This is a genomic window from Mucilaginibacter celer, from assembly GCF_003576455.2.
GTDB classification, from domain to species: domain Bacteria; phylum Bacteroidota; class Bacteroidia; order Sphingobacteriales; family Sphingobacteriaceae; genus Mucilaginibacter; species Mucilaginibacter celer.
Genome location: NZ_CP032869.1, coordinates 3,747,278 through 3,769,843, shown reverse-complemented (window position 1 = coordinate 3,769,843; position 22,566 = coordinate 3,747,278). Strand labels below are relative to the sequence as shown.

Below are 22,566 nucleotides of genomic sequence, written 5' to 3'. Positions count from 1 at the left end.
CTTAGAAATAAGGACTCTCAAATGCCTTTTTGGTCTCATCAAAAACCTTCAAATCTTCCTCGCTCCATTCAGAAACCTGAGATAATCTTTCCCGGTAATTAGATACAGATGAATGAGATTCCTGTTGAATAGTTACGCCTAACTCTTTAAGTATCTGTTTAACAACAACACTTTTATTATCAGGAATATTTATAACTAAAGTCTCCATGTATCAAATTTACAATTTTTAAAGAATAATATTATAGAGTTAGTTACCAAAAAAAGCCTCCCTGTTTACCGGAAGGCTTTTTAACAGTTTTGTCAGGCTCAACTCAATGCGCCCTGCCTTGTTCACTTTCCGCCCCGCCGGTGTTCCGTTTTGCAGGAGTATTGGTCAGTTTACCAAAGCTATAGGTGAAGGCCAGCGTGCCAACTTGCGTATCTAAAAAGTTATGATAAGTGGCAGTAGCTCCCGCAATATTGGTGATGGTACCACTCGGACTAAATGATTTTAATACATCCCGTACACTCAGCTTAATAGTACCTTTATTATTCAGTACTTTTTTCTGCACCGCTGCATTTAACATACCGGTAGGGATGGATACAAACTGCCCGTAAGCGCCACTGGTATTATAAAACCCGCTTATTTCGGCGCTCCAGGTTTTTGATATGGTAAACTGGTTGTTGCCGTTGGCACTGAAAGTAGTTTTCGACTGGTTAAGATATCCCGAATAAAATGCGCCCTGGTATTTGTTGTTGTAAACTTCGGCATATAAATTAATTGTCCACCATTTGGTGGGTTGAAGGTTGCTGCTTATCGAAAAATCGAGTGTTTTTTGAACGCCTATGTTGCCTGTGGTGCTGATAAATACATTACCATCTTTATGTATCGTTTCGTTATGTACATCGGTTGTGCGGTTATAGGCAAGGGCAATGGTAAACAGGCTTTTAAAGCTGTAGGCCAGCTTATAATCATCAGTAAATTGCGGCTTAAGGAAAGGGTTGCCCGAAAAATAAGTGAATTTATCTACAAAAAAAGTAAAGGGATTTAAGTTGCCGTAGCTGGGCCTGCCAATCCTGCGGCCGTACGATGCCACCAGCACATTATGCCCTGCCGTATCAATATTGTAGGATAGATACGCCGTTGGAAACAGGTTGGTGTAGTGCTTTACAAATGATGAATCGGGCCTTTGTGCGTTGCCCAGTTGATGGCCGTTGCCGTTGGTATTCTCCATCCTTAAACCTGTTTGTATCGAAAACCTGCCGAAAGCTTTGTTGAAATTAACATAACCGGCATTAATGTTCTCTTTGTAAATAAAGCGGTTGGTGTTGTTATAATCAACGGTGCTTACGTTATCAATTACATTAAAGTAATTAGCCGCGTTATCGGTATTTACATAGCTGCTTTTAACCCCGGCCTCAAATTTAGCTTTGCCTTTAAGCGGATGGGTATAATCGGCTTTGGCCGAATAAATATTGATAATAGAAGGCAAATCATCTGTAATGGTTTGCGAGTTTGTCAGGGTGCCATCGGGCAAAAAAGTGTTATTTACAAAAGTCTGGTTGCTGCCCGATACATCACGGATATAATCCAGATCGAAGGTAAACGCGCGGCCGGTGCTGTCAAACTTGTGGGTGAAGTTTAAGTTAACGCCCTTGCTGGTAAATTTATTGGTAGATGTATTGAGTGTTTGGATGGTCGAATCCAGTCCGCCGCCCTGGCCGTATAGCAAACTGTTTACTGGGCTGCTGTCATGATCGTGGGATAGGGTGCCGGTAAATACCACGCCCCAGGTTGTTTTGGGCGACAGGAAATAATCCATGCCTGCCTTAATGTTGGTGTTGTTGCTTGACGGCCTGAAATAGGAGATATCTTTTAATGAAGAAGTTTGATTGCCGTTGTCATCAAAAAAGATGCGGTCAATTTCAAGCCTGCGGTAAGTTTTTTGATTGTTATAGGCCAGGTTGGCAAAAAAGTTAACCTTATCTATCCGGTAGTTGAGGTTGATGCTTTCGTCGGTACGGCCGTAAACGCCACGGCCCCAACTGGCGGTTGCTACGGCGTTAAAGCCACGGGTGGTGTTCTTTTTGGTTTTTATATTGATTACACCCGCGTTGCCGGCTGCATCATATTTAGCTGGAGGGTTATCCATCAGTTCTATCTGATCTAAGGCCGAAGATGGAAGGGAACGTAGATAAGTTGCCAGGTTAGCCGCCGAGAGATAGGTGGGTTTATCATCTATCATTACCATTACGCCGCTTTTTCCTTTGAAGGTGATGTTGCCGTCGGCATCTATTTGCACGCCCGGAGTTTTTGATAGTACTTCTAAAGCGTTAGCGCCGGTGTTGGATATCAAAGCGCCCACTTTAACTACCGTGCGGTCTATTTTCTGTTGCACGTACGATTTTTTGCCCGTTACGGCTACCTCGTTTAATGTTTTTCCGGTTGCGGATAATGTGAACGCCGGCAGGCTAATTGTTTTTTGCTGACCTATAGTCACGGGGCTGCTCAGGTAATTTTTATAGCCTATATAGGTGGCTTTGATGATGTAAGTATTGTCTTTCAAATTTTGAAAAGTGAAACTGCCATCAGCTTTAGCCAGTTGTGTGCTTACAACGTTGGAGTCTTTTGCTATGAGCAAAACGACTGTTGCGCCATCAAGTGTTTTTTTGGCATCATCCAAAACTATTCCCGAAATTTTACAGGTGGAGGTTTGCGCATAGGTGGTGTTATATAAAAATAATGTAAATAAGATTGAATAGAAAAAGTAAAGAAGCTTCATATCGCTATAAGACTTCAGTCGCGCGAAAATAGTTACAGGGAAATTGGGATTATGAAAAATCAGGAAGAATGAATGCAAAATCTATAAAGCGAAAAAGCCTTCCTGCTTACACCGAAGGCTTTTTGTTGAACCTGTTTTCCTACAAGGGTGGAGAATACGGAGGCATTGACCACCTCATTTCGGAATAGTGTAACCATCAATTCCGTAACACATTGACCACTTCAAGTGATTATCCTGTAGTGATATTTTTATATAATATTAAACACAATTCATTGCTCAAAAGCGCACGTAAATACATGGTCAATGCCTCCGTATTCTCCAGCCATACCATCGAGGGGGGCAGCCGATGCGGGAAAAACATCGTTCAGCTTTGGCAGGAGCAGGTGACAAAAGATAGCCCGTTTCCCGAAATGTATTTAACCCAATCCGGTAAAACTTTAGCAGATATGTTCGCATGAAAAAGAAACCCAACACCCCAAAAATAGTTGCCCACATTGTCGATAATGAATTGTTACAACCCGCCAACCCGGTTTCCGTCAACTTGATCGGTGCAGGGGGCACGGGCAGTCATGTACTCAGTGCATTGATGAGGCTCAATTTTATGCTGAACGAGTTGGGTCACCCCGGTTTGAACGTCCGCCTATTTGATGATGACGTTATCGAAAAGAAGAACAGGCTGCGCATGCTATTCACTGATGCCGAAGTCGGACTGTACAAATCGGTCGTACTGATCAACCGCATCAACCGGGGATTCGGCCTCAACTGGAAAGCCGTGCCGGAGAAATATAGCCCCGAAGGACTGAAGCAGTCATCGCACTTAGCGATGGCGACTATAACCATAAGTACCGTTGATTCGGTCGACGCAAGGTTCGGCATCGCCGAAATACTCACGCAATCCCGGAAATTATCCGGTTTCCGGAGGGATTGCCCCAAATATTGGCTCGACTTCGGCAACAGCCGGGATTCGGGGCAGGTGATCCTGTCCACAGTAGGTGAAATTAAACAGCCGGAGTCGAAAAAGTTCGATACACGCCCGGTGCTTCGGATGGTCACGGATGAGTTTCCCGACCTGCTCAAAGCCGGGGAGGCCAAAGACAAAGGGCATAATTGCTCGACAGCCTCCGCGCTCGAAGAACAGGACTTATATATCAATGCCTCACTGGCTTATCAGGGCGCTGAAATCCTGAAGAAAATGTTCCGCGAGGGAATACTGTTCGACCGTGGATTTTTTCATAACCTGAAGGGCTTTCGCACTCAGCCATTGAAAATTACCTAAACATTTTTGCCATGTTTATTATTGATCAAAACGGCAAGGAAATAGAGGTGACCGACCTTCGCCTCGCCATCATGCAGGCCGATGATTACCGCCATTACCAGTTGAGAGGTTCTGCGCATAAAGATTATAACCGCAGACAGCAGGCCTATTGGGAGGATATTTACGTCAAATTAATGATATTAGCGGAACATGCAATCCCGGCAGATAATCAGCCTAACGAAAGATGATCACTTACACACAGGGAAACCTTTTAGCCGATAAAGCCGAAGCTTTGGTCAATACCGTGAATTGCGTCGGTGTGATGGGCAAAGGCATAGCCCTTGCCTTCCGGGAGGCCTTTCCGTTGAATTACAAGTTGTACCGGGCTGCCTGCGCTGCGGGCGAGGTTCAGCCGGGAAAGCTTTTTATCGTCAGCGATTTCAACCTCTTTTACGGCCAGAAACGTATCATCAATTTCCCGACAAAAACGGACTGGCGCAAGCCTTCGCAATATGAGTATGTGGAATCCGGCCTGAAAGCACTGGTCGGGCATTTGAACGCAAACCCGGTTGCGACATTGGCTTTGCCTGCCCTTGGTTGCGGAAACGGTGGTTTGAACTGGGAACGGGTCAAAGAAATGATCGAAAGTCAGCTGGGCGATTTACCGGCAGCTATATCGGTATATGAACCCGCCTGAAAAATCGCGCCGGAACGGCCCCGTTTCCGTTCCTCCAACAAGGCCGCCCCGGAATCAGCGAATGCCTGACTTGCTGCCGCTCTTTTCGCTGCCCTCCTTCGCTCTGCAACACAGTGCGTCTTTGTTTACTTTGTTTTTTTCCTTGGGAATTATTTCGTTTTTGAAAGCGCTTACGCAGTCTGCACATGTTGAAGTTGTATCAACCTGTTGGTGTTGCTGATTTTTGTCGGTTGCGGGTTTGAGTGGCATGCCCGGCGAAAAAAAATAGCCACGCCTTTTTCAAAGCGTGGCTTTAATGTGAGTTATTTAATACCCCTATTAAAATAACCTTATAGTAAAAATATATTTTTTCCCGATATTTTTGCAATTGTAATTGTAAAAATACAAAAGCCCATCGGGGGACGGGCTAAGGTAGACATAGGGCCTATAGGGGTATTAAATATGCTTGTGGAGTATATACAAATATAAATTATTAAACCTTTATTGAATGAATAAAATGAATGAATTAATTGTAAAATAACTGTTTGTTTTTTAACTATTTCCTAAAATATCGGGGCGGCAGAGCTGAGAAAGTTAGAAAAACGCCATTCCTGGCACTCCCGGGAAATGGAACTGGGTATTTGCCGTTTTAAAGCGCCCTTTGCGGATTAAACTATTCCCAGAGCCAACATGACCGCCCCAACCAGGCCTTCTCTCATTTCCATAGCATTGGACTGGTTGTTCATCCACCTGTCGCCGGATTTCAGGAAGGTATAAAGAGTACCATACATATTGATCTTAACTTCATTTTCCTTTTGCGATTCGAGCGTGAAATAATAGGTGCGGTTTTCGAAATGGGCCGCTAATCGTTCTGACATGGTGCGAAATTATAAAATAATGTTAGGATGGCCGTCCTTGGCTTCGCCTGCTGGCGGGGTGGCTGATTCACGGAACAGTTGTATTAAATTGTTCATCATTTCAAAGAGTTCCTTTTCCCCGGGAGCGGTAGTGCCGTAGATCATGTTTTCAAGCATATCGCGGTAGTCGGCCTGGAGGGCAGTGATAAGCGCCTCCGTAGGAGGATAAAAATTGATATGCTCAGGCTGCAGCAGGTCATAATCAACACCCTGCATCTTCGTGTAGTTCCGGCGGTGAAGGATGATCGCTGCATATAATTCTTTATCGGCTAAAGCATCCTTACCCGCATCTTTGTTCATCATAACGGCCAGGTCGTGAAAATGACGCGATGTACGTTCCGTTTTGATCACTGCGGCTTCACCGCGGTTGAACAGCTCATGGAGCAGGAAGGCTTTTTCCAGAAAGGTTTTTCGGGGTTCGACGGCCTGCACCTTGAAAGGTTCTTCCGCATAGGCGGCGTTCGAAAAGTATTCGTCAAGCAATGATCTGACCGGCATTACTGTATAGGGTTCCAGCTTAGAGCGGACACCGGCTTCGATTTTAACTACGTCGGGTAGATACTTATTCTCCCCGTAAAGAGATGGATAGGCGACAAATAATTCCTGCGGATCTTTATCCGGCATTCCGGGGGCAATTTCACCTGCCGTAATCGTCAGTGTTCCCTCCGGAACGCCGAGGGCAATGAACTGTTCGTTCAGGGCCTCTTTAAGCTGGTTTGAGGTGAACGAACAGCCGGCCCTTTTCAGGCGGTTTAAATAATTTTTGCTTGGCGTATCCTGGTACTCCATTCCAAATAGGCCGGGAGATAGTGCAATGTCAATATCTTCGGAAAACCGGTCAATTAATTTCCAGCATTTGCTCAGCGAGGTGCCGCCCTTAAATACGATTTCATTGGCATACGGCGTTTGAAATAGGGCTTTTAAAGTCAGCGTAACCCACCAGTCTTTTTCCAGGGCCTTGGCGATAATGCTGCTGTTGTTTTCCGCCTGCGTTAAAGTGGTGCGGCGCTGCTCTTCCGTTAGTTTAAGCCATCCGGTCATCATTAATAATTTTTAGTAAGTAGTCATGTACAGATGCCGAAGCAAGTTTCAGGTCTTGTTTAAACACGACCGGATTTTCTTTGCGGATCAGTTCACGTATTCTGTTTTGTATTTGAGCGTCAAGGTCATTTGTACCCAGTTCTTCCAGGGCAAGGATGATCAGGCTGCTTAATTCGCCCTTCAGCGCCATTTTTTTGGGTGTTGTTGCCTTGAAGCGGATGATAGTCCGGTTAATTTTGATGGTCCTGCTGTTGCCGTCCGTTAAATAAACCAGCTTCGTGGGTACCTGGGTCGTCAGTCCCAGTTTGTGCATGGCCTGCGCACCCGCAGGCTTTATCTTTATTTTTTCTTTGTCAGCGAGGGCATGCGCAATTTCATCCGCTGAAGGGAGCACCTCCCCGAAGAGCGGATCTTTGATGGGCAGGATATATAATCCATGCCCGATCCTCCGGATAGTCCCGTCTGTGGCCAGGCGGGATAGGGCCTTTCGTATGGCCGCTTCGCTGCCTTTTCCCCGAAAATCTGAGGGCACGATAAGGTCACCGCGTTTATAGCGTTTGATGTAATCCTCTATTGTTGAATGCGTGGCCGTCATGATCTGTCGAATATTCAAAGATAATTAAATATTTAATTGTCACATAATTTCAAAAAAATGTGACAGTTTATCTTTTTATTTTGTCACAAATTTTCAAAAAAATGTGACAAAGAGGTTTATTTTTATTGTTTGTAATTGTTTAATAATCAATTATATAGATATAGTTAATTATATAGTCAATTTTAAAAATATTGGGGTTGTATAATTGGTTTTCAAAGCCATGGATGTATGGGTAATATCTGAGCATTTTTAAATGTCGAAAAAAACGTGTAATTTAGTACTGTCAGGAAATATATATATTTCCTGACAGTACTAAAATGGATGCACTTATCCAGATCTTTTTTTAAGATTTCAGAAGAATATTCTTGCAGAAATAAAACCATTTGCCATTCTTGCTTGTAAAATATATATATTTTACAAGCAAGAGTGTACCTGATCTTGTTTTTTTAATGAATGGCTAATACATCACGGATATCGCAGGCTTTGGAGGAGATCAAAAAGTCGCTCCGGAGACGCCAATTGCGCATTTTTTCTGCAAAGCAATTACATCAGATTTTTATAAAGAACAGGAAAAAATGGAACCTGCCAACGGCAATGACCACGAAAAAGTTTGTGCAGGCGCTGGAGCTGGAAGTTGTTATTGATCAATACCACCTGGATTTTTCCGGAGAAGAGTTTGGAGGATATTATTTATGCAGCAGTTCTGCTAATTATATTATTGCAAACATTGTTCCCCGGACGTTTATATCGCATGAATCGGCATTAAACGTTTGGGCGATGGTACCGCCAGGTAACAGGATCTTTATTAACCGGGAACAATCTCCGTCATCCGGAAAGGCCGCCAAAGGAACACTTGTTCAGTCCGCAATCGATACTGCATTTAGTAAGCCGCAGCGGGAACCCGGCGCGCCGGCTGAATTTAACGGTATCGATGTATTCTTAATTCGCGGAAAATTCACGGATCAGTTAGGGGTTACTGAAGTTACGTTGAAAGATCGTGAAAACGTTATGGTAACGGATCTTGAACGGACCCTGATCGATTGCGTAGTGCGGCCAGGTTATGCGCCCGATCCGGAAGAAATGGTGGACATATTCAGAAGGGCCAAAGCAGATATATCCGTCACTTTATTGGCTGATTACCTGAAAAAGTTAAATTATACCTATCCTTATCATCAGTGCATCGGTTTTTATATGGAACGGGCGCAAAATTACTCCGCAGACGAAATAGATCTTTTTTTCAGGCAGGAAATTAAGTATGACTTTTATCTTGATTACGATATCCATGAACCTGTTTATGACGCGCGATGGAAACTATATTATCCGCAGGTTTTGGATTTGAAGAAGTAGGTCTTTGATTAAAGGTCCATTTTTCGGGTACTATACGCCTCATTCAAACTCCAGATCCTTGATCCGGGAAATCCTTTACCCCAATTTTTATGCTTTACCGGGAAATGCAATTGGCTGTTCAAGCTGCCTATGCCTCAATTTATTCCTGATGAACAGGATAATTCCCTGCCCATAAAAAAAATAAAAATAAATCTTCCTGTTCGGGGCTTCTCAACTGTCTTGTCTTAAAAACCGGATAATGCCGGTAAGGATATGGAAAAAAAAGAAGTCAAAAGCCGCGCTGAGCGATACCTGAACGGCAAGGCCACTGAAAAGGAGAAAGCGATGCTGGAAGCCTGGTACCTGGAGCGGGGCGAAGATGCGGTAGATATCCCGCAGGAAAGGATCCGCGCGATGCAGGAGGAAATATTCCAAAAATTACCGGGGAACGGCGGCAGAAAATTTCCGACAGGCATCCTGCTCGCTGCCGCGGCCATCGCCGTCATCATGGTTTCGCTGATCCCCGAGGTGGTTTTTCATCAACGTGACCTGGTGGTTCAGCATGTTACGCACGATATCCCGCCGGGAGGCAACCGGGCCGTACTGACCCTCTCGAATGGACAGAAGATCGATCTCAGCCATGCCGCAAACGGCAGCGTTGCCGTTCAGCAGGGGACGCGCGTGCTAAAAAACCGGGCCGGCCAAATCGTTTATGATGATGGTGCCGAGCCGGAAGCGAAGGGGCAGGCTGGTGAGAATACCATTACCACTCCCGTAGGTGGAACATGGCAACTTAACTTGCCGGATGGTACCAGGGTCTGGCTCAATAATTCGTCCTCACTGACCTACCCATCGCATTTCCGCGGGCAACCCGAAAGGACGGTTATCCTGACCGGAGAGGCCTATTTCGAAGTGGCTAAGGATAAGCGCCATCCTTTTATTGTTAAAAGCGAAGGACAGGAAGTAAAAGTGTTGGGGACTCATTTTGATATCAATGCTTTCCCAAATGAGCAAGTTGTCCGGACAACTTTGCTGGAAGGCCTGGTGACCGTAAGCGCTGCTGATATAAAGGTGACGCAAAAACTCATTCCGGGAGATCAATCCCAATTGCAGGGAGGAAACCTGAAACTAACCAGGGTCAACGTTGAACAGGTCATGGCATGGAAAAACGGATATTTCAGGTTTGACAATACCCCTATTGAACAGGTGATGCGGGAGCTTGCGCGCTGGTATGACATCGACGTGCATTTCGATGGCCCTTTACCCACCGAAAAACTTAACGGCAGGATCTCCCGCTCCAAAAATATCAGCAAAGTGCTGAGTGCCCTCGAGGCTACCAAAACCGTGCATTTCAAAGTAGAAGAAAGGAGGGTGACCGTAATGAAATAATTGCTAATGATAAGAATCAGTTAGTTAAAAGCCAGGGAACCGGTCCCACCCGGTAACCTGGCTTAAGCTGGACTCCCTTAAAAGTTTTAACTATTAACGAACAGCGCTGCCGCCGGGCAATCTCGAAAATGAACGGCCGCAACGCTCTCCAACTCCAACAACGAATGTACAGTTTTTATAAAGAAAAACTGGTACGGTCGAACCGCCGTACCTCCCTGGTCCTGAAAGCCTTCCGGCTTGCGGCCATTTTAATGGTGATCCTGAACATGCAGGTCAGTGCAAGTACCTTGCTGCAGAAAGTCACTTTATCGGAAAAGAACAGCACGCTCCTTTCCGTCATAGAAAAGATCAGCAACCAGACCGGTTATGATTTCGTGCTGCCTGATGGCGTGATCACCTACGCCAGGCCCGTAACTATCTCCGTGCAGCAGGAAGAACTGAAGCTGGTCCTGAAAAAAATATTTGATGAACAGCCGCTTGCCTATGAACTGCAGGAAAAAATGGTTGTTGTCAGCAGGAAGAACCCGGCACAACCCGTAAAACCTGTAACAGCTCCCAAAATCCCTGTCAACGTTACGGGTGAAGTTGCTGATACTTCCGGTAAACCGCTCAATTCCGCAACGATCCGGATCGCAGGCAGGCAAGGCTTTTATTATACTGATGAAGCAGGTAAATTTTCATTTACCGCTGAGGCAGGGGAAGAGGTGACGGTTTCCTTCATCGGTTATCAACCTTATTCCTTCAAAGTGGTAAGCGGTATTCCATACCAAAAAATTATGCTCCATCCCGCGACCGCGGCGATCACCGAAGTCAGCGTCGTTTCAACCGGCTACCAGAACATTCCGAAGGAACGGGCTACCGGATCGTTCGCGCAGATCAATAATGAGTTGCTCAACCGCCGCACCGGAAGTAATATTATAAGCAGGCTGGAAGGCGTTGTCCCGGGTTTATTATTTAACCGGAACACGACCGCATCGTCCAGGGGCATCAGTGATATCAGCATCAGGGGGACAAATACCCTTTTTTCTAACAGCCAGCCCTTGATCGTACTGGACGGGTTTCCTTTCGACGGCGATATAAGCAATATCAATCCTAACGACATTGAAAATATCACCATATTAAAAGACGCGGCTGCGGCAAGTATCTGGGGTGTGAAGTCAGGCAACGGGGTGATCGTATTGACCACGAAAAAAGGGAAGCGCAATGAAAAGCTGGCGGTCGAGCTCAACGCCAACGTTACGGCTACTGCGAAACCCGACCTGTTTTACAGTTCTTCTTACCTGAACTCTTCCGACTATATCGATATCGAGCAGCGCCTGTTTAAAACCGGTTTTTATGATGGCCAGATCGGCGATCCGCTTCAGGTTACTTCGCCTGTCGTTAATATCCTCGCCTCTCAGCGGGACGGTAAATTGTCGGCGGCCGATGCCGATGCCCAGATCAATGCTTTGAGGAAACTGGATACCCGCAGCCAGCTGGATAAATATTTCTACAGGCGCGGTTTCCTTCAGCAATACAGCCTTAATTTTCGTGGCGGCGGCGACAAAAGCGATTATTACTTCTCAGCGGGCGAGGATCATAACACTGCGACGCTGACCGGTAATAAAAATAACAGGATCACGCTGAACGCGAACTATAATTTCTACCCGGTGAAGAACCTGCAACTTTCAGCGTCGTTCAATTATATCCAGGCAAATGCAACCGCCAACAGCACCGCCGCAAATACGACCGCAGGCGGCCGCTATGTCAATTTCACATTCCCCTACGAGGCTTTTGCAGACGGGAACGGCAATCCGCTCCCTATCGTCCGTGGTTTAAATTATGAATTTGCCAAAGATGCGCAGCAGCAAGGCTACCTCGACTGGCTTTACCGGCCGCTCGATGAGCTGAGGAACGCGGACAATACCAGTTCGGCTATTGAAAACCGCATCAACGTCGGCGCTCAATACCGGTTGATACCCGGACTGGACATCTCCCTCAAATACCAGTTTGAACGACAAAGCAGCAATTCGGATAATTATTACAGCACCGCTACCTTTTACGCACGCAACCTGATCAACCAGTACGCACAGTCAAACGGGAACGGTACTTTTACTTATCCGATCCCCAATGAAGGCATATTGCGGCAATCGGATGGCCTTTTGATCTCCCACCGGGCGCGTGGGCAGATCAGCTACGATCGGGAAATCGCAAGCGGTCACCGCCTGAGCGCGATCATCGGCAGCGAAGTCAGCTCCGCGGTTACCGATAGCCGTGACGGTACCGTTTATGGTTATGATAAGGATACACGGACAAGTGCCGCGCAGATCGACTACGCCAGCTATTTCAACCTGAACCCGGAAAGCGGAGCCGTGCGGATCCCGACCAACCTCGGTTTTGCAAAGTTCACGGATCATTATATTTCCTATTTTGGAAATGCTGCCTATACCTACCTCGACCGTTACACTTTTTCCGTTAGCGGCAGGATCGACCGCTCGAACCTGTTTGGTGTAGCGACGAACCACAAATCAGTTCCATTATATTCTACCGGCCTGGCCTGGGACATCAGCAAGGAACAATTCTATCACCTCAACTGGCTGCCCTATCTTAAAGTTCGGGCGACTTATGGCTATAATGCCAACGTCAATAAAAGCGCGTCCGCGATCACTACTTTGGAACAGCAAAGTAATGCCTACTACTCGGGTGTTCCTTACAACATGATTAACAGTCCCGGTAACCCGGAACTGCGTTGGGAAAAAGTACGCATCGCCAATTTCGGGATCGACTACAGCCTGAAAAACAACATACTTTCGGGTAGTTTTGAGTACTATACCAAGCGTGGCATTGATCTTTTCGGTAGTTCGCCGCTGCCGCCATCGGCAGGGTTCACCACATTTTTTGGAAATACCGCCAATACGTCCGGGCACGGGTTTGATCTCGTGCTCAACTCGCGAAATATCTACCATAATGATTTTAAGTGGACAAGTAACCTCCTGATCAGCTATGTGATCGATAAAGTAACGGTTTATGACGATCCTGCATCGACCCTGACCTACCTTGCTTCAGGCAGCGGAAATGGCGGAACGATCACACCTTTTGTCGGTCAGCCGATTTATGGCATCTACAGTTTTAAATCAGGCCCGCTGACCCATGATACAGGTGACCCGCAGGGTTATCTTGACGGGCAGTTGTCTACGGATTATAAAAGCATACTTTCCAGGACCGGAATAGCGGACCTGTATTATAACGGGCCATCGAGGCCGACCACTTTCGGTTCCTTCCGGAACACTTTTACTTATAGAAACTGGACGTTTTCCGCCAATATAATTTTTAAGCTTAACTATTATTTCCGCAGGCCATCCACCGGTTTATCTTATGACCAGATCACCTATGGCATTGTGAACAGGGACTATGCAAACCGCTGGCAAAACCCGGGAGATGAAGCGCATACCACCGTTCCATCCATATTAATGCCACCGGCGAATACGGACCGCTCTACCTTTTACCAATATTCCCAGGCCCTCATTGACAAGGGCGACCATATCCGGCTGCAGGACATCCGCCTCACTTACGCCTTCAAACCGTTCAGCGGCAATAACCCCGTTTTCAAAAGGCTGGAGGTGTTTTGCTACCTGAACAATGTGGGTATTCTTTGGCGTGCCAATAAGGACCACCTTGATCCCGACCTCGCTTCCGGCACCTATCCGCTTCCGCGAACTTTATCCATTGGTATTAATTCCAGATTTTAACCATGAGAAAAACAATCACCGGCCCCTTGTTCGGGTGCATCGTATGCATCATGGGCCTGACACTCAACAGTTGTAAGAAACAGGACGATTTCTTAGACACTAAACCCAACCAGACACTCAAAACGCCAACCACCCTGGCGGACCTCCAAGGTCTGTTACAGAACGAAGATATTTTTAACAGCCAGCCCGACCCCGGTCTGGGAGAGATCGCCTCGGACGATTTTCTGATCCAGGACCCTATATTCCCGACGCTGTCGGCGACTGACCGTAATTCTTACATCTGGGCAAAAGACGTATTTGATGCTACAACTACCCAGTCCTCAGACTGGAATTCGCCCTACCAGATGGTGTATTACGCTAACGTCGTGCTGGATGCGCTTCCAGGCATAACTACTTCTGTCGGTGAAAAACCATCCTACGATCAGGTCAGGGCCAGCGCTTTATTTTACCGGGCATGGGCTTTTTACGGCCTTTTGCAAACATTTGCGCTGCCTTATGACAAAGCACAGGCTGGCAGTCAACCGGGGATACCGATGCGGTTAACCTCCGATCTCAATAATCATCCGGGAAGGTCGAGTATTGCGGACTGTTACACAAAAGTGATAGCTGACCTGAAAGAGTCCCTGCCTGCCTTACCAGTTACCCCCGTTTATAAAACGGCTCCCTCACAGTCGGCCGTAAATGCCCTGCTCGCCCGGATCCATCTCGGCATGGGAGATTATGCTGCCGCTCTGACTTACGCGAACGCCTGCCTGTCGCAGTTCTCGACGCTGACCGATTATAATACTCTGAATAAACCGACGACAACGGCCATTAATAACAATTATCTCTCCGAGGATATTTACCATTCAAATATGGTAGGGCACATCGTTTACAGTGTTCGCAGGGACAGCTATATTGGCCCGGACCTGTATAACAGTTATGCCGTAAATGATCTTCGCAAAACCAAATTCTTTACCATACTCGATGGATTGCCACAATACCCGCGCTTTGTTGGTTCTTATGATTTTAAGGGCTTGAAGTATGATGGGCTTGCTGTCGATGAAATGTACCTTATTAAAGCCGAATGCCAGGCGAGGGCGGGGGATGGTGCAGGTGCAATGGCTTCCTTAAATACGTTACTTACGGCGAGGTGGAAAACAGGGACTTTTATTCCATACACTGCATCGGGGGTTGATGACGCGCTGAGACAGGTGCTTAAGGAGCGGCAAAAGGAGTTATTGCTGCGCGGGCTTCGCTGGACTGACCTGCGCCGCCTCAATTTTGAAAGCAGGTTTGCAGTTACAATGCAAAAAACAGTCAGCGGCGTAAGTTATACTTTGACGCCAAATGATCCGAAATATGCTTTTCCGATCCCGGATATCGAGGTCCAATTGGGCGGGCTAACCCAGAATCCAAGATAATCGAAAGGTGAAATTATGAAAAAAATAACATTAGTAATCTTTATCTGGGTGCTTTTTTGTGTTCAGCTGTTTGCTGTTGAACACAAGGTTAGGATCAGCGGTTACGTGGATTTCCTGAAGGACGGCGATACGGTTACAGTTACGGTTTCTCCCTATACAGGGAAGTTAAGCGAGATCAAAACAACCTTTAAGGGAATTGCCCGGGGCAACGAGTTCAGCGTGGAAATTACGGGTTCAGAAAGCCCCCGTTTTATAGAGGCCCGGTTTAGCAAGGTTCCAGGGATCGCATTGGCATCTAAGCTGCTTTTTCCGGGAGACGACCTGGCCTTCCGGCTTGATCGGGGAAAAACGGTTTTTTATGGCCCATCGGCAGGAAGGTTCGAAGTACAGCAAGGCATCCAGGAATTATCGAAGGCTTTCAGACTGCGCTACAGCGCGGTTTACGCACCCGAAGCACTACCGGCTGCCTTTAGCCTGATCGACTCATGTACGACCATTTGTCTGGACAACCTGCAAAACAGGAAGCAGGATATCGGGAATTTTGCTTTCCTATTGCTCAGGAATAACCTGATCTCAGGCGGGATGATTTCCAAACTTGCTTATTTGACTGATCGGTTTTATAAGCCGCTGAAGGAACAGGAAGGAGTTATCAGTGTCTACAGGAACCGTAGCAAAGAAATGAAAAGCTTTCCTCAATTTGTTCCTGCGAATAATCGGGGTGTGCCGGCTTCCAGTTTTTCCTGTGAACTGATTTATCAGCAATATCTGGTCGACTCTTGTATCATGAAAGGTAAAAAGTTCAGTTTGCATGACTGTTACCAATTTGAATCCCTTCATTTCAATGGTGAAATCAGGGAGCAACTGCTTACGGAACTTTTTATGAGGAAAAGGAACAACCCGGAACTAAAGGTTTCAGATATTGACGATGCCCTGGTCTACATAAGCAACCCCGGATTTCGGTCGGAACTTGAAAAGATTAAATCGCTGAATATGGCGGGTACAATTGCCCCGGAATTTGTGCTCACCGATATCAATAATAACCCTGTTAAATTGAGTGATTTTCGGGGGAAACTGATGGTTTTGGATTTCTGGTTTACCGGCTGCGGCGCTTGCAAAGGTTTGGCCCCGACGTTATTTAAACTGGAAAAAAAATATGAGCATAGTCCCGTTGTTTTTATTTCGGTGTCCATTGATAAGTCACGGGAGCAATGGCTCGCCACGTTGAAAACCAACGATTATGCCTCGCCGTTGGCCGTAAGACTATATACTGAAGGAAAAGGAGAAGAGCATGAGGTTATTAAAAAATTTAGCGTGCATGGCTATCCTACTGTATTATTGATTGACAAGGAGGGGAGGTTTTGTCCGAAAGCTGCGTTGAATGAGCAGGGGTTATCAGATATGATTGACCGCTTTCTTAAATAATAAAAACCAACTGCCGGATGCCACCGGCAGTTGGTTCTTTTTGTTAAAGGGTAACAAACACGTGGTTGGTTGATGAATGACCCGCAGGGATCTCATCATCTTTCGGTGCCGTGCTGGTTGAAATCTGGCAAACGCGGCCGGTCTCCGTTAAACACTGTGCAGTGTCAGGGTTCGGAACAGTTTGAGTCCAGTGAAAACCGTTGTTAAGGGTCTGCCTCGCGTAATAAGTTGTAGCCTGTGGTTTTGGGCTGAAAGCAAATGCACTGCCTACGCCCGAAAGGGCTACGATGGCCATAAGGCCCATTCTGATCTTTTTCATGGTTTGTTTATGTTTAGAAATGTTCGCGGGTTTTACCACAGGACCCGCAATAACCTGATTTCGCGCGCGAGAAATATCTTATGCCCCGAAAGGCTTATGTTTTGTTGTCAATTTTCTTTTAGTGCGGTAATATCGGATTGAGATAACCGCAAGGATGATAAACAGCAGGTTAAGGACGAAATGCTGTCCCCAGCCTAATGATTTGAGCATTCCTCCGCAAGCGCAGGGCGCTCTCGGGAAAAGGTGCAGCAACGCCGCGCCGACATACAACGTGAAGGCAGTCATCATGATAAGGAAAACGTAACTTCCCGGCAATCTACTTTTATCCGGGATCATCAGGGCTGCTACTGCGATCTCCGATAATGGTAATCCATAGGTCATCGGTATGGTTAGCCATGCCGGTAAATGCTGAAACAGCATGGAAACTTCGAAATTCTTAAAATCGAGCAATTTGCTGAGGCCGGTATAAAGGAACAGCAGGACCAGTAAACCGGTGATCAATTCGTAGATCAGTTCTTTTTTCATAGGTTATGGGATAAGGTGTGCAAGGAAATGAATTTGATCGGGGTATTCAAAACGGAGCAGGAAGTGTAATACGCCAGCATTGCCCGTCCAAAAATCAGGAGTAGGATTTAACTGCGTGCCGTCAAGCCAGTAACAAACATCGTCGTCCCGGAAACAACTGTTGAGCAAGGTATCGCGAATTATGGTTGCTCGAAAAAGCCATTCCTCGTTCCCGAATACCCGGTTAGCCTCCAGGTATATTTCTCCTAATCCGCTCAACCCATTGCCGAAAGCACAATAATTACTCGTAACATGCAAGGGGTGATAGCCTAATACTTCTTCGGCGATTTCCCTGTAGATGGAATGGCCCATTACTTCATAAGCCTTAATAAATGTTAAAGCTACGCCGGAGAATCCATGCTCCAGCCAGGGATCGACGGTTTGATTCTCGGCACTGACCGGCCAGGTCATTTTGCCTCTGTCAGACCGGCGCTGCTTGATGAGCCACTTCAAAGCGAACACGGTTCGTACCCGTAGATCTTCCGACCGGTACCTTGCATAGTAACTTAACAGGAAATACGTTATGCCTGCTACGCCATGCGAAAAGCCAATTGCTTTAAAGCTTTTTTTGCCAGGCGTTTTGGATACGGTTGCCCAGGAACCATCTTTTTCTTGCATCGCACTTATACAGCTGACCGTTTCGGCTAATTGGTTCCGGTCGGACTCTGAACTCTGCTGGTCCGTAAGAAATAGCGATTTTAATCCGATACCTGCCAGGCCCCCGGATATCGCAGCTGAGGTAGGATCGGTAAGGTCGTCAGCGAGAGGGTTAGCTTTACTCATGAAATTCAGGAGCAGTTCTGTGCCTGGTTTTATTTGGCTCAGTGCATTTGAAAAAATTTGAAGTTCAAGGTCGGGGAGTTCGATCGTCATGATTTGTGCTATCCATGATTGGATATTAGAATTAAACCCTTGAATCAAATCAGTCGAAAAGTAAGGTTGGTACATCGCAAGGACGACAAAGTCAGCGAAGCCAGGTGTGATGCCTATGGTGAAATCAGCATTCGCTGGTTCGCAGTTTTGACCAGGGTTGGTCGCCACCGTCTTATTGGAAATATTCATCCTGTAGCCAAAAACAAGATTTGAAATTGTATTGAAGGCGTTACTCAATATGCTGATTGAATTTTCATTGGCTATCGACGGCGCAATGCCTGGCAAGGGAGCCAATGTTGTCAATAACATGGTGTCACATAGTTCCAAAACCGCACGGATTTCGGAGAAGCCTGGCCGGAGGCCTGGATCTGCACTAAGGCATGCAATAATTGCGTTTACCAAGGATGGCGAATCGATGAAATAGCATAGATTGGTTTTAAGTTGTTTGGGATTTTTAAGGTTTAACTTATTTGGCAATACCCCGGTCAGCAAGGAAATTAATAGCGCGCCAAAACTGTGAATATCATCTTTGAACGAGGGTATATCGCCCTTTTCCTGCGCGGGTGACATAAAGCCCGGTGTCCCCAAGGTGAAAGGAGGGTTCGGAGCTTGCATCCGGATGTTGTAACATAATTCGATATCTATGGCGAAGACCTGGGCGGCTTCGGTTACAACGAAATTTGCCGGCGTAACATCACGGTGTACAAAGCCCTCGTCATGAAATTGCCCAAGGATGTTCGTTACCTGTAATAAATAACCAAGCATCTCCCTTTTTCTTTCGACAGATGTCGAAGTCCAGGTACGGCCCTCGCTTAGCTGAATTGCTTTTTCGGTCAGAGAAACGGATTCTTTGTAATCCATAACAAAGAAAGCATCGCCGTATAGTTCGAAATGTGCTATTGTTTTCGGAAGGATGTTTTTGGATTCGAAATGCTTATGGATCTCAAATTGCCAGGCCAGCCGATCTTTCGCGTCCCTCCCGGAATTATCAAAACTCTGGTAATGCCTGCCCTGCTTGATCACGCACCATTGCATATCGAAAATCCTGTTTAATTTCAGGGCTTTGAAAACATTGCCCTTCGGGTCTTTTTTGAATGTTTCGATGGGGATATACTGCTTGTTCAGCAAACGTGGTTGTTTGAATGAAGTTAAGGACATTATCTCCTGGAATGGCCATGCAATTTTTTTTGTGTTAATTATCTGCTTTAAGTTATCAGCAATCGCGGATTTGTAAAAAAGCGACCCTGTTATCGCTCTGTTATCATTTTGGCTGAATAAAGTGCCGTAGCTTATTCCAACAGTGTCTGTTAGGTGATAGGCGCAGGGCATCGATGGCCCTATGATTGATTTCGTCAAAGTGCATAAATGGTGAACTATTAATATCGCTTCCTCTGACGTTGATGCGCAGATCGTAATGGCTTTCCCGGTAAGTGGGAAGCTGCTTCGCCCGTCGAGGATACTGCTGTGATGGTCTGCATCGACAGGTATTGCGAACGAAACTGCAATGGGTTTAAGAAACGCAAGTAATGGCCGGATCAGCTGGTCAAATTGCAGGCGAACAACCGTAATATGGATCAGCCAGGTATCAGTTTTGCTGGATTCCCCTGCGAACAAATAGGGATGAGCATAGGTGAATCTAAAACCCTGTTCCATCAGATAATAGGAATAATCGTAATTCGCGTTTGAAGATGGGTGGTCAACTTCAACGTCCGATTGCTGAATAATGCAATTTTGTTGGCTTATCTGAGTTTGTTCCATTTTCGCTTTCGTTAAAGATTGATTTCTTTATAAGCAAAGGAACGTGGTTTGTTAAAGCGAAAACAGTGGGAAAAGGGTGGTATCTATTCGCGTGGAGATTTTTATTTTGCAGACGATAATGACACTTATGAGCTTTATTTTAGGACTTAGTCGACTTTCTTTAGGAAAAAACTTCGTTTCGCTTGTAACTATTTTCAACCCAAAAAATGCACAATCAGCTCTTGAATAGGTAAATTGTATTTATTAAAATAGAGAGACAATAAGCTGAAGAGGGGATTTTGCAAATGAAATGGCTTTTTAAACTGTATTTCAGCTTAGCGTTAATAACGTTAAACCTCCATGTTTACCTAATTTTATGGTTTGTTCGATCGCCACGAAGTCTTCAGGTGATTGACATTTAATGGATGGAAGCCATGTAGACAAGTTAACTGCCCTCTCCTGAATAGAAAAAATGCCATCGATAACAAACTGGTCTTTAAGTTCGCCGAAATAATTGGAAATTGTTTTAATATACGGCCGGGCTTTGATTCCTGTAAGTTCACAAAGAGAAGAACTACATAACCAGCTTTTTACTGATTGGTCTTCATTCCACCGGATCATCAGCCCCGGACAGCAATTTAGTTTAAGATACTGTATCACAGTACTATCAATTGATGATTCAAAGCGTTGTGATAAACTCAAAACCGCTTCTATTCCATATTGCAGTTTTGCCGCCGCAGCTTTGAATTTGCTGGGCGGCATTAATAAAAAAGAAGCAAAGTGATTTGCTTCTTTTTCAATGACCAAATTGTTATGATTGGTATTGAATGAAAGTGAGGTGCCTTTTTTTAAAACATTTCTGTGTTCATCGATAAAAAAGTGTCCGAGTTCATGGGCGATAGTAAATCTTACACGTGGCTGATGGGTCTCACTTAGTTGATCCATATTTAAGTATAAGTAGAACTTTCGCGAATGATGCACTAAGTTTCCTAAAAAGTAATCTTCGTAATTACCTTTGATCACCCTGATGTTTTTTTCATCGAGTATTCCCTGCAGATCAGTTCTGCCGTTTACAAAATGTTCGTCGGCAATAGCTTCCGCTAACTCCGCAATTTCCTCAAACCTTTCAGTGTCCACTTTTATTACTTTTCAGATTTATTACGATCCTCGTCCATTTTCTTTTTGATACGCTCAGGAAGCTCCGTCCCTTTCTCGAGTCTTGCTGCGATGGCAAAATTGTCATCTTTGTTTTTTATTGCTGTTAATTTATTTCCCTGCACTTTTGAAAGTGCCTTTTCGAGAAAAGTTGGTTCACGCATATCGTCGGGTAATATAATGTCGGTATCGCCAAATCTTTTCTCGTATTCCGAAACTTCATTTATAGTTTCAGGAAAGAGGTACCCGTTTGTTCGTAATAAGAATTCCAAGTCGGGTGATTGATCCTTTTCAGTTGGATTTTTTTTGGTTTCGTTTGCCATGGTTGTTGTTGCCTTTTAATTTTTGAAGCAAAATAATTTTATTTTTTTCAGTGCGCGGTTTTTACGTTGTCGTATATTGTCAGGTGTTGTGTTATAAGTTTCACACAATATTTTCATCGTGCTATCCCGAATATGTTGCGTTGTATACAAGCAATTTTCGGCGGCATAGCTAATTATGATATGTTTATCAATTTCTTTTAATTGTTCCATAGCTTCTCTTAATAAAATTAAGACCGCTGATGGTTGTTCTTCTGGAACCGGATTAAAAAGTTCTTCAAAGAGATCATAAGTAGGTTCGATTGTAGCGACTGTTTCCAATTCAACTTCTTCGTTTTTGTATTCTGCATAAAGCTTGTTGAAGTTATTATTTGCTATACGTCCTAACCACGCCTTAATCATCTTTTTAAGTATTACGTCGTCAATTCCTAACGCAATTGTAAAGTTGTTAATTGTCTTCAGCGCCTTTATAAACGTTAGCTGCATTATTTCTTTCGCAAAATCATCAGCGTCAGCAAAAATCTGACACCGTTGAACCGACAATTTGAATACGTACGGAGCATAACGCCGGTAAAATTCGTTCTGATATTGAGTAATTAAGGCATCATTTTCTATTGACTTCAGCCCTAACACAATATCCCTTTCTGAAATGCTTTTCAAACTCTTTGTTTGCGATAAAGTATTTGACATAGTATTACTTATTTAATCATATAATCCCTAAGCGTGACAAAAAAGCAATGTCACGCTTTGTGATTATTGGTGTAAAAACAAGATAATGATAATACACGAAATTTTAATCATTGACATAGAGGTCTATGTTAAGGAAAACAGAGAAATCCCACGAGGCCATCACTATTTAATCATGGTTGATCGCCAGAAGTATAAAGTTGAGCAAGAATGCTTAACCGGAAGAGAGATTTTAAAGCTCGCTGGTAAAAACCCACCTGAACGATTTCAATTAAATCAGCGCTTCAAAGGCGGCAAAGTTGTGAAGGTAAACTATGATCAGGAGGTTAGCTTCGTAGAACCTGGCGTAGAGAAATTTATGACTATCCCGCTTGATCAAACAGAGGGAGGTAAGTAA

21 protein-coding genes are annotated in these 22,566 nt (G+C 45.1%); 10 read left to right on the top strand and 11 right to left on the bottom strand.

The features are described 5' to 3' along the window. Position 1 precedes the first annotated feature (1 nt). Positions 2-208, bottom strand: coding sequence for a hypothetical protein (locus tag HYN43_RS15145; protein ID WP_119410150.1), 207 nt, complete (start codon positions 206-208; stop codon positions 2-4). Between the two features lie 103 nt (positions 209-311). Further along, positions 312-2,762: a TonB-dependent receptor gene (locus tag HYN43_RS15140; protein ID WP_119410149.1), complete on the bottom strand. Its 2,451-nt coding sequence runs from the start codon at positions 2,760-2,762 to the stop codon at positions 312-314. 212 nt (positions 2,763-2,974) lie between these two features. Between HYN43_RS15140 and HYN43_RS15135 the strand changes: the two genes are divergently transcribed. From HYN43_RS15135 to HYN43_RS15120, 4 genes are read left to right on the top strand one after another with little or no spacing between them, the layout of a single operon-like run. Continuing rightward, on the top strand, positions 2,975-3,220 hold the full coding sequence (locus tag HYN43_RS15135) for a hypothetical protein (RefSeq protein ID WP_162996496.1): 246 nt from the start codon (positions 2,975-2,977) through the stop codon (positions 3,218-3,220). Continuing rightward, complete coding sequence (locus tag HYN43_RS15130; protein WP_119410148.1) at positions 3,217-4,038, top strand: PRTRC system ThiF family protein; 822 nt, start codon at positions 3,217-3,219, stop codon at positions 4,036-4,038. The genes HYN43_RS15135 and HYN43_RS15130 overlap by 4 nt, the downstream gene beginning before the upstream one ends. A gap of 11 nt (positions 4,039-4,049) precedes the next feature. After that, the gene (locus tag HYN43_RS15125) at positions 4,050-4,265 is read left to right on the top strand and encodes a hypothetical protein (RefSeq protein WP_119410147.1); all 216 of its coding nucleotides are present in this window, start codon (positions 4,050-4,052) and stop codon (positions 4,263-4,265) included. Next, entirely contained in the window at positions 4,262-4,714 is a 453-nt protein-coding gene (locus HYN43_RS15120; RefSeq protein WP_119410146.1) for a macro domain-containing protein, read from the top strand. Before HYN43_RS15125 ends, HYN43_RS15120 begins: the two co-directional genes overlap by 4 nt. Before the next feature lie 647 nt (positions 4,715-5,361). Here the strand turns inward: HYN43_RS15120 and HYN43_RS15110 are convergent. Genes HYN43_RS15110 through HYN43_RS15100 form a run of 3 tightly spaced genes read right to left on the bottom strand, consistent with a single transcriptional unit; the run spans position 5,362 to position 7,246 of the window. After that, positions 5,362-5,571 carry a hypothetical protein gene (locus HYN43_RS15110; RefSeq protein WP_119410144.1) on the bottom strand — a complete coding sequence of 70 codons (210 nt, stop codon included), beginning with the start codon at positions 5,569-5,571 and terminating at the stop codon, positions 5,362-5,364. A gap of 9 nt (positions 5,572-5,580) precedes the next feature. Continuing rightward, complete coding sequence (locus tag HYN43_RS15105) at positions 5,581-6,654, bottom strand: nucleotidyl transferase AbiEii/AbiGii toxin family protein (RefSeq protein WP_119410143.1); 1,074 nt, start codon at positions 6,652-6,654, stop codon at positions 5,581-5,583. Beyond that, positions 6,635-7,246 (bottom strand): DUF6088 family protein, encoded by a 612-nt coding sequence (locus HYN43_RS15100; RefSeq protein WP_119410142.1) that lies wholly within the window; start codon positions 7,244-7,246, stop codon positions 6,635-6,637. Before HYN43_RS15100 ends, HYN43_RS15105 begins: the two co-directional genes overlap by 20 nt. 594 nt (positions 7,247-7,840) lie before the next feature. Here HYN43_RS15100 and HYN43_RS15095 point away from each other — a divergent pair. The 5 genes from HYN43_RS15095 to HYN43_RS15075 all read left to right on the top strand — a co-directional run bounded on the left by HYN43_RS15095 (position 7,841) and on the right by HYN43_RS15075 (position 16,514). Continuing rightward, entirely contained in the window at positions 7,841-8,593 is a 753-nt protein-coding gene (locus tag HYN43_RS15095) for a hypothetical protein (protein ID WP_162996495.1), read from the top strand. 252 nt (positions 8,594-8,845) lie between these two features. After that, on the top strand, positions 8,846-9,961 hold the full coding sequence (locus tag HYN43_RS15090) for a FecR family protein (protein ID WP_119410140.1): 1,116 nt from the start codon (positions 8,846-8,848) through the stop codon (positions 9,959-9,961). 287 nt (positions 9,962-10,248) lie between these two features. Further along, complete coding sequence (locus HYN43_RS15085) at positions 10,249-13,689, top strand: SusC/RagA family TonB-linked outer membrane protein (protein WP_162996494.1); 3,441 nt, start codon at positions 10,249-10,251, stop codon at positions 13,687-13,689. Between the two features lie 2 nt (positions 13,690-13,691). Continuing rightward, a complete protein-coding gene (locus tag HYN43_RS15080; protein ID WP_119410138.1) occupies positions 13,692-15,092 on the top strand; it encodes a RagB/SusD family nutrient uptake outer membrane protein in 1,401 nt (466 codons plus the stop codon). Positions 15,093-15,107: 15 nt separating this feature from the next. Further along, positions 15,108-16,514, top strand: coding sequence for a TlpA family protein disulfide reductase (locus HYN43_RS15075; protein ID WP_119410137.1), 1,407 nt, complete (start codon positions 15,108-15,110; stop codon positions 16,512-16,514). A 43-nt stretch (positions 16,515-16,557) separates the two neighbouring features. Here the strand turns inward: HYN43_RS15075 and HYN43_RS15070 are convergent, their stop codons facing one another. From HYN43_RS15070 to HYN43_RS15045, 6 genes are all read right to left on the bottom strand, one after another. Further along, positions 16,558-16,833, bottom strand: coding sequence for a DUF6520 family protein (locus tag HYN43_RS15070; RefSeq protein ID WP_162996493.1), 276 nt, complete (start codon positions 16,831-16,833; stop codon positions 16,558-16,560). A 78-nt stretch (positions 16,834-16,911) separates the two neighbouring features. Then, complete coding sequence (locus HYN43_RS15065; RefSeq protein WP_119410135.1) at positions 16,912-17,358, bottom strand: MauE/DoxX family redox-associated membrane protein; 447 nt, start codon at positions 17,356-17,358, stop codon at positions 16,912-16,914. Positions 17,359-17,361: 3 nt separating this feature from the next. Next, the gene (locus tag HYN43_RS15060; RefSeq protein ID WP_119410134.1) at positions 17,362-20,028 is read right to left on the bottom strand and encodes a lanthionine synthetase LanC family protein; all 2,667 of its coding nucleotides are present in this window, start codon (positions 20,026-20,028) and stop codon (positions 17,362-17,364) included. Positions 20,029-20,337: 309 nt separating this feature from the next. Next, positions 20,338-21,144 (bottom strand): ImmA/IrrE family metallo-endopeptidase, encoded by an 807-nt coding sequence (locus tag HYN43_RS15055; RefSeq protein WP_119410133.1) that lies wholly within the window; start codon positions 21,142-21,144, stop codon positions 20,338-20,340. A gap of 5 nt (positions 21,145-21,149) precedes the next feature. Continuing rightward, on the bottom strand, positions 21,150-21,485 hold the full coding sequence (locus tag HYN43_RS15050; protein ID WP_119410132.1) for a hypothetical protein: 336 nt from the start codon (positions 21,483-21,485) through the stop codon (positions 21,150-21,152). A 15-nt stretch (positions 21,486-21,500) separates the two neighbouring features. After that, the gene (locus HYN43_RS15045) at positions 21,501-22,172 is read right to left on the bottom strand and encodes an RNA polymerase sigma factor (protein WP_119410131.1); all 672 of its coding nucleotides are present in this window, start codon (positions 22,170-22,172) and stop codon (positions 21,501-21,503) included. A gap of 85 nt (positions 22,173-22,257) precedes the next feature. Between HYN43_RS15045 and HYN43_RS15040 the strand changes: the two genes are divergently transcribed. Then, complete coding sequence (locus HYN43_RS15040; protein WP_119410130.1) at positions 22,258-22,566, top strand: multiubiquitin domain-containing protein; 309 nt, start codon at positions 22,258-22,260, stop codon at positions 22,564-22,566.

Excerpts from the sequence above, each read along its gene's own strand:
- HYN43_RS15145 (WP_119410150.1), bottom strand. The coding sequence starts at position 208 with ATGGAGACTTTAGTTATAAATATTCCTGATAATAAAAGTGTTGTTGTT.
- HYN43_RS15140 (WP_119410149.1), bottom strand. The coding sequence starts at position 2,762 with ATGAAGCTTCTTTACTTTTTCTATTCAATCTTATTTACATTATTTTTA.
- HYN43_RS15130 (WP_119410148.1), top strand. The coding sequence starts at position 3,217 with ATGAAAAAGAAACCCAACACCCCAAAAATAGTTGCCCACATTGTCGAT.
- HYN43_RS15125 (WP_119410147.1), top strand. The coding sequence starts at position 4,050 with ATGTTTATTATTGATCAAAACGGCAAGGAAATAGAGGTGACCGACCTT.
- HYN43_RS15120 (WP_119410146.1), top strand. The coding sequence starts at position 4,262 with ATGATCACTTACACACAGGGAAACCTTTTAGCCGATAAAGCCGAAGCT.
- HYN43_RS15110 (WP_119410144.1), bottom strand. The coding sequence starts at position 5,571 with ATGTCAGAACGATTAGCGGCCCATTTCGAAAACCGCACCTATTATTTC.
- HYN43_RS15105 (WP_119410143.1), bottom strand. The coding sequence starts at position 6,654 with ATGATGACCGGATGGCTTAAACTAACGGAAGAGCAGCGCCGCACCACT.
- HYN43_RS15100 (WP_119410142.1), bottom strand. The coding sequence starts at position 7,246 with ATGACGGCCACGCATTCAACAATAGAGGATTACATCAAACGCTATAAA.
- HYN43_RS15095 (WP_162996495.1), top strand. The coding sequence starts at position 7,841 with ATGACCACGAAAAAGTTTGTGCAGGCGCTGGAGCTGGAAGTTGTTATT.
- HYN43_RS15090 (WP_119410140.1), top strand. The coding sequence starts at position 8,846 with ATGGAAAAAAAAGAAGTCAAAAGCCGCGCTGAGCGATACCTGAACGGC.
- HYN43_RS15080 (WP_119410138.1), top strand. The coding sequence starts at position 13,692 with ATGAGAAAAACAATCACCGGCCCCTTGTTCGGGTGCATCGTATGCATC.
- HYN43_RS15075 (WP_119410137.1), top strand. The coding sequence starts at position 15,108 with ATGAAAAAAATAACATTAGTAATCTTTATCTGGGTGCTTTTTTGTGTT.
- HYN43_RS15070 (WP_162996493.1), bottom strand. The coding sequence starts at position 16,833 with ATGAAAAAGATCAGAATGGGCCTTATGGCCATCGTAGCCCTTTCGGGC.
- HYN43_RS15065 (WP_119410135.1), bottom strand. The coding sequence starts at position 17,358 with ATGAAAAAAGAACTGATCTACGAATTGATCACCGGTTTACTGGTCCTG.
- HYN43_RS15060 (WP_119410134.1), bottom strand. The coding sequence starts at position 20,028 with ATGGAACAAACTCAGATAAGCCAACAAAATTGCATTATTCAGCAATCG.
- HYN43_RS15050 (WP_119410132.1), bottom strand. The coding sequence starts at position 21,485 with ATGGCAAACGAAACCAAAAAAAATCCAACTGAAAAGGATCAATCACCC.
- HYN43_RS15045 (WP_119410131.1), bottom strand. The coding sequence starts at position 22,172 with ATGTCAAATACTTTATCGCAAACAAAGAGTTTGAAAAGCATTTCAGAA.
- HYN43_RS15040 (WP_119410130.1), top strand. The coding sequence starts at position 22,258 with ATGATAATACACGAAATTTTAATCATTGACATAGAGGTCTATGTTAAG.